The sequence below is a fragment of the Streptomyces sp. NPDC022552 genome (assembly GCF_055561875.1).
The window spans coordinates 922,857-935,032 of sequence record NZ_JBVHGJ010000001.1 but is presented as its reverse complement, the minus strand read 5'-3'; the positions used below and the strand labels follow the sequence as shown (position 1 = coordinate 935,032).

The window sequence follows — 12,176 nt, the reverse complement described above, 5'->3', positions numbered from 1 at the left end:
GGAACGACGGAACACGAGGTCAGGAGTCACATGGCGAAGCGGGTTCACCAGCCCCGTGAGGACGCGGAGTTCGATTTCATCCTTCGGATGAGCGGAGTCCCGGTCCTCGCGTACTTCATCGGGACATGGCCCAAGGCCATCGAATCCTGCCGGACGACGGACCTCGTGGTGGGTGGCATCGCCGACGAGTACGCGGGCCGCCTGACGGCCGTCAGGACCGACATCTCGCGCTGTCCGGCGGCGACCGAGCGGTACGGGATCACCGGCGCCCCGTCCTACGTCCTGCTGAAGGAGGGCGAGGCGGTGGCGCAGGCCGCGGGGATTGTGACCACCGTGGAGCTCCGGGAGTTCGTGGACGGTCACCTCTGAGGTGCCCGGCCCCCTGGCGCGCGGGGCACCCCGGGGCGCTGGATTGACCCGTCATTTCGCACCTCCAATGCACCCTTCTGCCGGTCTTTCGGGGAACTAGATTGAGTGGTGTCGCCGGGAACACCGGCGGCGGAACCACTGAGACCCAGGAGCGGCCATGACGTTCACCCGTGCTTCGAAGCCCGTCCTCGTCCGTGCCGACGAGGCCGAGACGCTGCAGGACGGAGCCACCAGCCTGATCACGCTGCTGGCCGACGCGAACGCCACCGGCGGTGCGCTGACCGCCAACCGCGCGACGCTGCGGAAGGGCTCTCCCGGTGCTCCCGCGCACTTCCACACCCGGGCCACCGAGATGTTCTACGTGCTCGACGGATCCATGCGGATCCTGCTCGACGACCAGGTCCTCACGCTCGGTCGGGGTGACTTCCTCACCGTCCCGCCCACCGTCCCGCATGCCTTCGCGCCGTCCCCGGACAGCGAGGCGGAGATGCTCGTCGTCTTCACGCCGGGGATGGACCGCTTCGACTACTACCGGCTGCTGGAGCGGGTGTACACGGGCGAGGCGTCGGTGCAGGACATCCGGGACAGCTCCGAGCAGTTCGACAACCACTACTTCGAGAGCCCCGTCTGGCAGCAGGAGCTCGCCCGCCGCTGACCTCACCGGACGCTTCATCGCGTCCGCGACCCCGGAGAGGGAAGGGGCCAGGGAGCGGGCGGCAGGGTCTGGCAGAGCGCGTCGAGAGCGGCGGCGTACGCGTGGTCGGGCGGGGTCGCGTAGCCGACGACCAGCCCGTCGAACAGCGCTGTCCCGGTGGAGGGGTGCCGGAAGCCGTCGAGGCCGTCGAGCGCGAGGCCGAGCGAGGTGGCGGCGGTCAGGGTGGAGGTCTCGGTGCCCGGCGGCAGCCGCAGCACCGCGTGCAACCCCGCGGCGATCCCGGTGACTTCGATGTGCGGCGCGTGCGCGGCGAGCGCGGCGACCAGGCGGTTACGACGGTCACGGTAGCGCTGCCGCATCTGCCGGATGTGCCGGTCGTAGGCACCGGAGGTGATCAGGTCCGCGAAGGTGAGCTGGTCCACCACGCCGGTCCAGCGCTCGCGCCGGCCCTTCACCGCGAGGACGGGGCCGACCAGACGCTCCGGCAGCACCATCCAGCCCAGCCGCAGCGCGGGCGACACACTCTTGCTCGCCGACCCGACGTACAGCACGTGGTCGGGGTCCAGCGCCTGAACCGCGCCGACCGGTTCGCGGTCGTACCGGAACTCCCCGTCGTAGTCGTCCTCGATCACCACTCCGCTCCGCGCACGCGCCCAGTCGATTGCCGCGTTGCGCCGCGCCGGACCGAGGGGCCCGCCTACGGGAAACTGGTGGGCGGGGGTGAGCAGTACCGACCGTACGCCGCGGTGCCCGTCCAGCTCCTCCGTTCTCGTGCCGTGCCCGTCCAGGCCGAGCGGCACCGTCCGTACGCCGTCGGCCGTCAGCAGCGCCCGGTGGAAGGCCAGGCCGTATGCCTCGACGGCGAGCGTTCCGCGCAGCACGCCGCCACCGAACAGCAGCCTCAGCGCGTCGGAGAAGCCCGAGCAGATCACGATGCGCTCCGGGTCGGTCCGCACTCCCCGCACGCGGGCCAGGTAGTCCGCGAGCGCGGTGCGCAGCTCGATCCGGCCCTGTGGGTCGCCCGGCCCGAACGCGTCGTGCGGAGCAGCGGTGAGCGCCCGGCGGGTGGAGGTGGACCAGGCGTTCCTCGGAAACGACGAGGCGTCCGGCTGACCTTGCGTCAAATCGTGTGCGGGTGGGGCGGACCCCAGGGGCGGCTTCTTCGGCACGCGCACGACCCTGGCGGGCGCGGCGCGCTCCGCGACCCGGGTGCCCGAACCCTGCCGGGCGGTCAGCCAGCCTTCGGCGACCAGCTCCGCGTACGCGTCGGCGACCGTGTTCCGCGCGAGGCCGAGGTCGACCGCGAGCGACCGGTAGGGCGGCAGCCGGACCCCGGCGGGCAGCCGCCCTTCCTGGATCGCCTCCCGCAGAGCCCGGGCGAGGGCGGCCCGGCGCGAACCAGTCCCGGCCAGCTCGAGGTGCAGGTCAGCGCCCAGGCGTTCGGCCAGATCGACCCAGGATTCCGACACGTGTGCACACCTCTCCCACCATCCGAGGCGCCGCCTTCTCCGGAAGCGAGCGCCGACACCGTCCACGTACCTGACTGCACATCAGCGCGTGGGTCCACCCAGGACCAGCGGCGTGCCCGGGACGTGCAGGGAACGGAACGCGCGTGCCTTTTCGAGAACTGTCACCATGAGCGACATTGCACCACGAGGCCCGGACGCACGATCACGGCTCCCGGCCTTCCCGGGACCCGGCCGACCTCAACTGGCCCCGCACAGAGCCGCACCGCAGACCGCACGGCAGAGGCGGAGGCCGCTCAGCCGCCGCTGGACGAGCGTGTCCGGAGCCGCGGGAGGACGAACAGCCGATGCCTGGGGGCGTCCGGCTGATCTAGTCTGCGTACCAGCAACTCCACGGCAGACGCGCCGACTTCGTGCTTCGCCGGGGCGATCGCGCTCAGCGGGATGTCGGCCAGCCCCGCGACCTCGTCGTCGTACGCCACGATCGCGACGTCGCCGGGAACCTGGATCGACCGCGCGCGCAACCTCCTCAGGAGCGCGAGCGCCTCGTTGTCGGGATGGGCGATGACGGCGTCGACGCGACCTTCCGCGGCGGCGTCGAGCAACTGCTCGACCAGGCCGTCGCGTTCCGGGCTCCCCGGCGTCGCGTCGGCGATGTCCAGGACGGTCGTCGAACGAGCGTCGAGCCCGGCCGCGCGTACACCCGCCTCGAACCCCTCGATGATCCACTGGGCGGTCGGACTCGTCCCGCGCACGAGCAGCACGAGGCGACGGCGGCCCGCCTCGACCAGATGCCGCACGGCCAGGCGTGCTCCATGGATGTGGTCGGACACGACGTGGTCGATCCCGGCGACCTCGTCCGCCTCGGGGCGGCGCTCCACGATCACGACGGGAACGGGCAGTTCCTCGTACCAGCCGCGCGGCCCCGACGGAACCACCAGCAGTCCGTCGACTCCGTCGCCGATCATCCGCTCGGCCTGTGCGCGCTCCTCGTCCGCGTCGTACCCCGAGATGTCCAGCACCAGCCGGGCGTTCCGGGCGGCGGCGGCTTCGCGCGCCCCCTTGATCACTTCGGGGTAGTAGTAGTCGGCGGACGGCACGATCAGCCCGATGACGCGCTCCCGGCCGCGGGACGACGCGGAGGGAACCGCCGCCTCGGAGGTGGCCGTCTCCGCCCAGGTCTCGGGGAGCATGGCCCCGCCGTGCACCCGGGCGACCAGGCCACGGTCCGCGAGGATCTCCACGTCACGGCGGACGGTGACAGGGGAAACGCCCAACTCGGCCGCGAAGTCGCTGACTCGTAGCGAGCCCTCCTCCCGCAGCCTGCGCAGGATCGCCTGGTGCCTGTGTTCCGCGTGCACTGCCACGCTCCCCTCCGACGACGCCCCAGTTCACGCGCAGTGTAGCGAGCGTTGGATCGATTCTGTCTGTTTGCTTTCGAACGGACAATGCATGGCTGTTCCTGTCCAAACTGTTGCTGTCTTGCTTTTCTGCGTGTTAGAAACCCCACGCTCACGAGCCAGCGACAGCGAACAGCGCCGAGGCAACGACGCGCTCCTCCCGTAAAGGTCGTCTCCCATGCCATCTCCCTGGCGTCGCCGCACATTCCTCCAGGCTGCGGGTGGGGGCGCGCTCGCCCTCGGACTCACGGGAACGCTCACGCACCCGTCCGCCGCCGCCGAAGTCCCCGGCGTCGACGGGACGTTCACCACCGCGTCCGACGCCGAGTTCGACGCGCTGCGCGCCAAGTGGCGCGACCTCGCCCTCGGTACGGGCTTCAGCCCGACGGCGGAGCCGTTCCGGACCATCCTCACCAACCTCGGCACGACCGCGTCCGGATACGCGGCGACCATGGCCCCGGCGAGCGGTTCGCTCTGGCCCGGCCGCACCTGGACCGACCCGGAGCCCGACCTCGACGCGGAGTCCTACGCCTTCTCGGCGGTCATGAACGACAGCTACAACCGGCTGCGCACCATGGCCGAGGCGTACTCCCAGCCGGGCACCGGGCTGACCGGCGACGCCGGGCTCCGCGACGCCGTCCTCACCGGCCTCGACCACCTCTACGCCGAGATCTACAACGAGAACACCGCGCGGTACGGCAACTGGTACAACTGGCAGATCGGCGCCCCCCAGGCGCTGATGGACACCTGCGTGCTGATGTACGACCACCTGTCGGCGGTCCAGATCGCCGACTACTGCCGGGCCGTGGACGCGTTCGTGCCGGATTCGGTCTTCGCCTCGTACACAGGGACCAGCACCGGCGCCAATCGGGTCGACCTGTGCCGCGGGGTCATCCTCCGCGGGATCGTCGGCAAGGACGCGGCCAAGATCACGCTGGCGTCCCGGGCGCTGGCCCCGGTGTTCCCCTACGTCACCTCGGGCGACGGCTTCTACGAGGACGGGTCGTTCGTCCAGCACCGCAACGTCCCCTACATCGGCGGCTACGGCGCGGTGCTCCACGACGGTGTGGGCCGGCTGCTCGCGCTGCTGCGCGGGTCGAGCTGGGAGGTGACGGGTCCGGGTACACAGCTCTTCCTCGACACGATCGAGAAGGCGGTCGCACCGTTCATCTACAACGGGCTGATGATGGACAACGTCAGCAGCCGGGGGATCAGCCGTATCGGCACCAACGAGCACCAGCGCGCCCACGGCCTCATGGCGACCATCCTGCTGGTCGGCCAGGGTGCGAGCCCCGAGGAGAACGCCCGCTGGCGCGCCATGGTCAAGGGCTGGCTCCAGCGCGACTACTACTACCCGGCGCTGAGGAACCCCGGCCTGAGCCTGATCAGGGCCTCACTCCTGCAGACGCTGCAGGACGACACCTCCGTCAGGGCCGCCCCCGAGCCCGTCGAGCACCGGCTGTTCCCCAACATGGCACGGGCCACCCACCGCCGCCGCGACTGGGCGGCCTCCGTCTCCATGGCCTCGAACCGCATCGCCCACTACGAGTTCGGCAACGGCGAGCACGCCCGCGGCTACCACACGGGCGCCGGCTGGCTCTCCTGGTGGGGCGGTGACTTCGGCCTGGAGCAGTACTCGGACGCCTACTGGCCCACCGTCGACCCCTACCGCCTGCCCGGAATCACCGCATCGCGCAAGCCTCTCGCCGACGGCGAGGGTGGCAACTGGGGCCAGCCCATGCCGGACGCGGCCTGGGTGGGCGGCACGACCGACGGCGAGTACGCCGCCATCGGCCAGCACCTCAAGGGCATCTCCAGCACCATGGACGCCAAGAAGTCGTGGTTCTGCCTGGACGACTCCATCGTCTGCCTCGGCGCCGGCATCACCTCCGCCGACGGCCACGCCGTCGAGACGACCGTCGACAACCGCGCCCTCGGCGCCTCGGGCGCGCCGGTCCTCACCGTCGACGGCAGGGCGCAGCCCGTGACACTGGGCTGGACGGCCACCTTCGACGACGCCGAGTGGGCCCATGTCGCCGGACAGGCCGGCTACGTCTTCCCCGGCGGCGCCACGCTCAGCGCCGTACGCGAGGAGCGCACCGGCTCCTGGAGGGACATCAACACCGGTGGCTCCCCCGACCCGATCACCCGCCGCTACCTGACCCTCTTCACGGACCACGGCATCGATCCGACCGACGGGGAGTACGCCTACGTGCTGCTGCCCGGTGCGAGCGCCCGGACCACCGCCCACCGCGCCCGCGACCGGGGATGGTTGCGGATCCTCGCCAACTCCGCCGACCAGCAGGGCGTACGTGTCCAGAGACTGGGCCTGACCGCGGTGAACTTCTGGAACGCGGGCACCGTCGACAGGCTCCGGGCGAGCGCCCCCGCCTCCGTCCTCGTACGGGAGCACCGCAACGGAACCGCGACCGTCGTCGTCTCGGACCCCGCGCGGCAGGCCACGTCCCTGGACGTCGTCTGGAACCGCGGGGTGAGCAAGGTGCTTTCGAAGCCCGCCACGGTCACCGCCGCCACGACCGGCTCGTCGCTGAAGCTCATGTTCGGCGACCTCACCGGCGAGGCCGGCGCACCCCAGAGGATCACCGTCCGCCTCGGCTGACCCCCGGGAAGAGAGGTGGTGCCCGCTCCGACCCTCGTCCCGCGCCCCCACTCGCGGACATCCGCTCTCCCCCCACCGGAGGATCCATGCATCAAAGCAACGTCCGGGGCACCCCCCGCTTCTCCCGCTCGGGCCGTCGCCGCTCCCCCACGGACCGGCGGGCGCCGCAACGGCGCCGGCGCGGGCGGCTGTTCGCTCCCGCGGCCCTCGCCGCGGCACTCTCGCTCGTCCTGGCGACACCCTCGCACGCGGCGGTCGAGTGGAACGGTGACGCGGACAACGGAGGTACCGCCGTGTTCGCCTCGGTGCTCTGCGACTCCCCGTCGTACGTGTACCAGCCGGACTGGAACGACGGCCGGGGACAGATCTTCGGCTTCACCAAGGCAGTGGGCTCCGAGCGGTGCGAGGGACACGGCATCGCCGGCCGCACCCTCACGTCCGGCCGGACGTACTGGTTCGGCTGGGAGTCCATGACCAAGACCGGCGACGCCCAGACCGTCTTCCAGTGGAAGTCGTGGGGCACCGGTGAGGAGCACGACCAGAACTACCCGGTGATCATGAAGGTCGAGGACAGCCGGCTGAAGATCTGGTACGTGGCCCCGGGCGAGCAGTGGATCTCCGTCGGCAGCGTCGCCTGGACGCCGGGCACCTGGAACAAGATCGAGCTGGGGATCGACGCCCGGACCTCCACGAGCGGTTCCTTCGCCCTGTACGTCAACGGCCAACTGGTCGTCGACCGCCGGAACGCCCGGACCTGGGACCTCCAGGGCAACGTTCCGCGCTGGGGCTCCTACGGCTCCACCATCGTCGACGTCGAGTCGGTCCACTGGGTCGACGGCCTGAAGATGGGCACGACGCGGGCCGACGTCGACTGACGTACCGCGTGCAAGGGTGAGGGGCCCGAACTCGTCGAGTTCGGGCCCCTCACCCTGTCGCGCCCGGTGCGCCACGGGTTCGCTACCACCGGTACCAGCGACCGCTACCGCTCTTGGGGCGAGCGACGAAGCCGAGCAGCCAGACGACGAGCAGGACGATCGCGATCCACCAGAGCACCTTCAGCGCGAAACCGGCACCGAAGAGAATCAGGATCAGCAGAAGAACGAGCAGCAGGGGAACCATGTTTATCAACCTCCGGCGGTACGAGTGCCCCGGTCTCCTGTTCGCACACACGACTGGCTGTCGCACACCGGAATTACCGCCGTCCCTGGTCCTCGCCGAGCGGCACGCGCAGAGGGGCAGGAGGGAGGTTCGTCACCAACTGCGGTCCAGCACGTAGGTGAACAGGGCGTCCAAGTCCCCAGCGGCACCAGGCGCGAGTGACGCCTCCCGCAGCCCGCGGCGGGCGATGTCCAGATGCAGGCGTGCCTCGGCGCGAGTGGCGGCCCGCCCGCCCGCCTCCTCCACGAGCACAGCGGCACGCGCCACCACCGAACCGTGCGGTGGCTGCCCGGAAGGCCCCAGCACCGCCGCCAGCTCACGGGCGGCAGCTCCGTCCGCGGCCAGCGCGGCGAGGACGGGGTAGGTCTTCTTGCCCTGCCGCAGGTCGCTGTGGACGGGCTTGCCCGTCACCGCGGGGTCACCCCAGATGCCGAGCAGGTCGTCCACCGCCTGGAAGGCGACGCCCAGATGACGCCCGGCCCGGTCCAACGCGCGGACGGTCCCGGCCGGAGCACCGCCGAGCACCGCACCGAGTCCGATCGCACAGCCCAGCAAGGCCCCCGTCTTCCCCTCTGCCATCAGCCGGTACTGCGCCGGCGCCACCGCATCGGGTCCGCTCCAGGGGCGCTGCTCGAACCGCAGGTCGTCAGCCTGCCCGCGCACCAGCGCGCTGAGCGTCCCGGACAGGTGCCGGACCGCGGTCGCGGCCCAGGGGCTCGACGCCTCGGCCAGCGTCTGCACGGCCAGGGCGAGGAGCGCGTCACCGGCCAGGACGGCCGGGCCGGTCCCGTAGGCCCTCCAGACGGCCGGACGCTGCCGTCGCAGGAGGTCCCCGTCCATGATGTCGTCGTGGAGCAAGGAGAAGGTGTGCACCAGTTCCGTGGCCACCCCGCCGGCGACGGCGACACCGCCGTCCGCTCCCACAGCCTCGGCCCCCAGCACGGCGAGCGCCTGCCGCACTCCCTTGCCCTCGGAGCCGGCCGGATCCGGCGTCCCGGCCACATCGCTCCAGCCCAGCGAGTACGCCGCCATCTCACCGATCCAGGGATGCAGCTGACCCACGGCCTCCACCAGCGCGGGCCGCACCAGCTCACGACAGCGCGCCACGACACCGGGCACCCTGCCGAGGGCGTCGGGTACGGCCGCCGAGGCGGGGTTCGCCGCGCCTCGTGACCCGACGGGCGAGGACGCGGTCTCCGGCTCGGGCTGCGGCTCCGGCCCCGTCTCCGGCTCCGTCGAGGTGAGCGTGGACGTGCACGCGAAAGCGGAGACGGACGCGGAGGGGGATGTCAGAGAGGAGTTCACCGCAGTGCCTCCGCATCGGCCGCCCGCAGTGCCTCCACCCCGGCCGCGGGCAACACCGGCTCCTCGGACACCCCGTCCCGGGCCTCGCCGGGCAGCGGACCCACTCCCAGCTCTGCCGCCGCCTTCTCCACCATGTCCCGGGCGTGCCGCAGGCCGATGCGCTCCAGCATCGAGCGCAGCTCCCCGAGCTCGGCCGCGCTCTGCGCGGCGTCCCGGCCCAGCCGGGCACGTGACTTGACCAGCCCCAGCCGAGAAAGCGCCGTCCCCCTCGGCTCCTCCATCGCGCGGAACTCCTCGAGGGCCCGCGCGTACAGCTCACGCGCCTCCTCGTACCGGCCCGCCCGGTACAGCACGTTGCCCCGCATCTTGTGGTTGTAGGCGAGCGCGCTGGACAGCCGTATCTCACGGCAGGCCTCCTCCGCCTGCGACAGCAGCGACAGAGCACGCTCCACGTCCCCGTCCCGCGCGGACACCACATCGGCGACGCCTCGCAACGCCCAAGCCCACCCGCGCCGGTCCTCGGCGCGCGACGCCGTCTCCGCCGCCTCCTCGAACAGCGCCAACGCCTCGTCGTAGGCGCCGGTGTTGCGGTGCATCTGCGCGATGCCCTCCAGGGCCCACACCGTGTGCCGGGCCTCGCCCCGCCTGCGGGCCTCGGCGAGCAGCTGCTCGTGCAGCCTGCCCACAGCCGCGTAGTCGCCCTGGATGCGCCCCGTCTCGGCAAGCCCGGCCAGGGAGTAGCCCCGCACGACGACGTCACCGCCCCGCTCACCCATCTCGGCCGCCAGGCGCAGCAACCGGTACGCCAGCGGGAACGACCCGCGCTGCCGCGCCAGCGTGCCGCCGCTCCACAACGCCCAGGCCATCGCCCCCTCGTGGCCGGCCGAGCGGGCCGCCCGGTAACTCGCCTTCCACGCCCGGTCGGCCTCCTCGATCCGGCCCAGCCTCCGGCAGGCCTCCGCGACGGCGAGCCCGCAGCGTGCCGCCTCCTGCCGGTCACCGGCCCGCTCTGCCGCCCGCAGCTCCTCGACGCCCCGTGCGAGCACGTCGGCCAACGGAGCGTTCACCGACAGCGACCCGAGAACCCCCTGGTACTCCGGCGCGGACGCCTTCGCCCGTCCCGCATCACATACCTGACCCGCCATCAGAAGCCTCCTTCAGTCGAACTTGACGGTCAAGACGTCGACGAGGGGCCGAGGTTCCGCGAAGGCTGCAAAGTCCGTCTGCGTACGGGTGCCGGGTCATCCTCAAGTGCTACGCGCCCCACCACGGAATCCTCAGCGAGACCTACCCCGCCCTCCGGCCCTCCGCGGAGACCCGCGCGCCGCGCGTGCTGCCCAGCCGGCCAAGGAGGAAGGAGACGGGCAGGGACACGAGGACGACCGTCTGGAGCGGGAACCAGTCGACGTGCCAGTCGGGGAAGAGGGCCAGAGGGTTGCCGGAGAAGACCGGACCGGACAGCTGGAGCCCGACGGCGCAGCCCAGACCTCCGTACAGCGTCCAGAGCAGACCGGTCCGGGTGTAGCCCTTCCAGAAGAGGGAGTACACCAGGGCCGGCAGCAGTGAGGAAGCGGCCACCGCAAGGGAGAGAGCCGTCAGGAACTGGACGTTCCACCCCTGGACCCAGACCGCCAGGGCGATGCTCAGTACGCCGACACCGGCGGACGCCAGGCGGGCGGCGGCCACTTCCCGGCCCTCGGTGGTACGCGCACGGCGCAGCACATGGGTGTACAGGTCGTGGGCGATCGTCCCCGCTGCCGCCAGGGTGACGCTCGCGACGACGGCCAGCGTGGTGAGGAAGACGCCGGAGGCGACGAGCACGACGAGCAGAGCCCCGCCGGCGTCGGCGTCCGCGCCTCCCGCCAGTTCGTCGGCCAGCATCACCAGCGCACTGTTTCCGCCCGGATCGGCGGCCAGGATGGCCGGTGCGCCGATCAACGCGGAGGCGGCGAGACCCATGAGGGCCGTGGTGAAGCAGAACGCGCCGACGATCGTGAGGGTATGACGCACGGTACGGCGGGCGGTGGCGGCGTCGGGCGCCGTGCCGAGTTGCAGGGCGACGTGCGGCAGGCAGGCCACGCCGAGCACGATGGTGATCATGAGGCCGATGAAGTCCAGGGTGGCGGCGGGCTCGGCGCTCGCGCCGAATCGGAGGCCGGGGCGCAGGAAGTCGGCGGGGCGGCCGCTTCCCTCTCCGGCCGCGGCGATCAGGGAGTCGGCGCTCCAGTGGAAGCGGTGCAGCAGCACGGCCGACACGCCCAGGGCCACACAGAGCAGCACCACCGTCTTGATCACCTGGATCACGACCGTACCGCGCATGCCGCCGAACGCCGTGGTGCAGACGACGAGAGCACCGATCATGACGATCGCCGTCTTCTCGATCCCCGGACCGGACAGCCCCAGCAGCGCCGAAGTGGTCACCCCCGCGCCGGAGAGCTGTACGACCAGGTAGGGGACACAGACGCACAGGGTGACCACGGCGACCGCGATCCTCACCGCGCGCCCCGGCGTCCGCAGGCCGAACGTGTCGCCCAGGGTGTAGCCGGCGCGCTCGCGCAGGGGTACGGCGAGCAGCAGCAGTACACCGAGGGAGAGCACGGTGCAGAGCGCGATGAACAGGCCGTCGTATCCGAAGACGGCGACGCTTCCCGTGGTGCCGAGCACCGTGGCCGAGGAGAGGTAGACGCCGGAGAGGACGAGCGCCCCTCGCAGGGGCCGCAGTGTGCGTCCCGCCGTGTAGAAGTCGTCGACGCGGTCCCTCGGAGGGCCGCTGAGGACGCAGAGGAACAGGATGGGGACGATGAACGCCACGAAGCAGCCGAGGATCAGGGCCTGGGTCTCCGGGTCCATGGTGCCGGGCGCGGCGAGCGGGATCTCCGGTCTCATCAGTACTCCCCGTGCCCGTGCGCGGTGGAGCGGCCGGCCGTCCGGGACTCGTCCGCCCTGCGGTCGTAGCGCACCGCCGTCCCGACGAGCAGCACGGCCTGGAGGAGGAGTGCCAGGACGCCGATGCCGGTCCCGCCCCGGACCGGGGCGGCCATGAAGTCGGGCGCGGAGCACACGAGCAGCAGATGCGCCGTGAAGACCGATCCGTTGACCACGGCGAAGGACAGACCTGGACGACGACGAGACCGGGAGCGATGAGGGGGACGAGGGACGTGCGGGTAGGTCATGGCGGAGCTCTCCTGGCAGGCCTGGGTGCG

General features: G+C 71.6%; 11 protein-coding genes. 4 read left to right on the top strand and 7 right to left on the bottom strand.

All coding sequences use genetic code 11. The annotated features are described in order from the left end of the window. The first annotated feature begins 30 nt into the window (after positions 1-30). Together ACZ3OF_RS04295 and ACZ3OF_RS04290 are read left to right on the top strand one after the other, a co-directional pair. Positions 31-369, top strand: a complete 339-nt coding sequence (locus ACZ3OF_RS04295) for a thioredoxin family protein (RefSeq protein WP_361666329.1) — start codon at positions 31-33, stop codon at positions 367-369. A gap of 157 nt (positions 370-526) precedes the next feature. After that, complete coding sequence (locus tag ACZ3OF_RS04290) at positions 527-1,024, top strand: cupin domain-containing protein (RefSeq protein WP_467302634.1); 498 nt, start codon at positions 527-529, stop codon at positions 1,022-1,024. A 14-nt stretch (positions 1,025-1,038) separates the two neighbouring features. On the opposite strand, the gene pdxR is transcribed toward ACZ3OF_RS04290, so the two are convergent. Together pdxR and ACZ3OF_RS04280 are read right to left on the bottom strand one after the other, a co-directional pair. Then, positions 1,039-2,493: a MocR-like pyridoxine biosynthesis transcription factor PdxR gene (gene pdxR, locus ACZ3OF_RS04285; RefSeq protein WP_467302632.1), complete on the bottom strand. Its 1,455-nt coding sequence runs from the start codon at positions 2,491-2,493 to the stop codon at positions 1,039-1,041. A gap of 293 nt (positions 2,494-2,786) precedes the next feature. Further along, the gene (locus ACZ3OF_RS04280; protein WP_467302631.1) at positions 2,787-3,857 is read right to left on the bottom strand and encodes a LacI family DNA-binding transcriptional regulator; all 1,071 of its coding nucleotides are present in this window, start codon (positions 3,855-3,857) and stop codon (positions 2,787-2,789) included. A gap of 211 nt (positions 3,858-4,068) precedes the next feature. Between ACZ3OF_RS04280 and ACZ3OF_RS04275 the strand changes: the two genes are divergently transcribed. Together ACZ3OF_RS04275 and ACZ3OF_RS04270 are read left to right on the top strand one after the other, a co-directional pair. Continuing rightward, positions 4,069-6,510: a polysaccharide lyase 8 family protein gene (locus tag ACZ3OF_RS04275; RefSeq protein ID WP_467302630.1), complete on the top strand. Its 2,442-nt coding sequence runs from the start codon at positions 4,069-4,071 to the stop codon at positions 6,508-6,510. Between the two features lie 86 nt (positions 6,511-6,596). Continuing rightward, complete coding sequence (locus tag ACZ3OF_RS04270; RefSeq protein WP_361666337.1) at positions 6,597-7,385, top strand: heparin lyase I family protein; 789 nt, start codon at positions 6,597-6,599, stop codon at positions 7,383-7,385. Positions 7,386-7,467: 82 nt separating this feature from the next. Here the strand turns inward: ACZ3OF_RS04270 and ACZ3OF_RS04265 are convergent, their stop codons facing one another. From ACZ3OF_RS04265 to ACZ3OF_RS04245, 5 genes are all read right to left on the bottom strand, one after another. Beyond that, positions 7,468-7,629 (bottom strand): DUF5670 family protein, encoded by a 162-nt coding sequence (locus tag ACZ3OF_RS04265; RefSeq protein WP_389564390.1) that lies wholly within the window; start codon positions 7,627-7,629, stop codon positions 7,468-7,470. 132 nt (positions 7,630-7,761) lie between these two features. Beyond that, positions 7,762-8,787 (bottom strand): polyprenyl synthetase family protein, encoded by a 1,026-nt coding sequence (locus tag ACZ3OF_RS04260; protein ID WP_361667292.1) that lies wholly within the window; start codon positions 8,785-8,787, stop codon positions 7,762-7,764. A 182-nt stretch (positions 8,788-8,969) separates the two neighbouring features. Then, positions 8,970-10,118 carry a tetratricopeptide repeat protein gene (locus ACZ3OF_RS04255; protein WP_361666341.1) on the bottom strand — a complete coding sequence of 383 codons (1,149 nt, stop codon included), beginning with the start codon at positions 10,116-10,118 and terminating at the stop codon, positions 8,970-8,972. A gap of 142 nt (positions 10,119-10,260) precedes the next feature. Beyond that, positions 10,261-11,859, bottom strand: coding sequence for a sodium/solute symporter (locus tag ACZ3OF_RS04250; RefSeq protein ID WP_361666342.1), 1,599 nt, complete (start codon positions 11,857-11,859; stop codon positions 10,261-10,263). After that, complete coding sequence (locus ACZ3OF_RS04245; RefSeq protein ID WP_361666344.1) at positions 11,859-12,074, bottom strand: hypothetical protein; 216 nt, start codon at positions 12,072-12,074, stop codon at positions 11,859-11,861. Before ACZ3OF_RS04245 ends, ACZ3OF_RS04250 begins: the two co-directional genes overlap by 1 nt. Positions 12,075-12,176: the final 102 nt, after the last annotated feature.

Bases quoted from the DNA above. Each gene is read 5' to 3' on its own strand.
- ACZ3OF_RS04270 (WP_361666337.1), top strand. From the start codon at position 6,597: ATGCATCAAAGCAACGTCCGGGGCACCCCCCGCTTCTCCCGCTCGGGC.
- ACZ3OF_RS04255 (WP_361666341.1), bottom strand. From the start codon at position 10,118: ATGGCGGGTCAGGTATGTGATGCGGGACGGGCGAAGGCGTCCGCGCCG.
- ACZ3OF_RS04265 (WP_389564390.1), bottom strand. From the start codon at position 7,629: ATGGTTCCCCTGCTGCTCGTTCTTCTGCTGATCCTGATTCTCTTCGGT.
- ACZ3OF_RS04250 (WP_361666342.1), bottom strand. From the start codon at position 11,859: ATGAGACCGGAGATCCCGCTCGCCGCGCCCGGCACCATGGACCCGGAG.
- ACZ3OF_RS04275 (WP_467302630.1), top strand. From the start codon at position 4,069: ATGCCATCTCCCTGGCGTCGCCGCACATTCCTCCAGGCTGCGGGTGGG.
- ACZ3OF_RS04290 (WP_467302634.1), top strand. From the start codon at position 527: ATGACGTTCACCCGTGCTTCGAAGCCCGTCCTCGTCCGTGCCGACGAG.
- ACZ3OF_RS04295 (WP_361666329.1), top strand. From the start codon at position 31: ATGGCGAAGCGGGTTCACCAGCCCCGTGAGGACGCGGAGTTCGATTTC.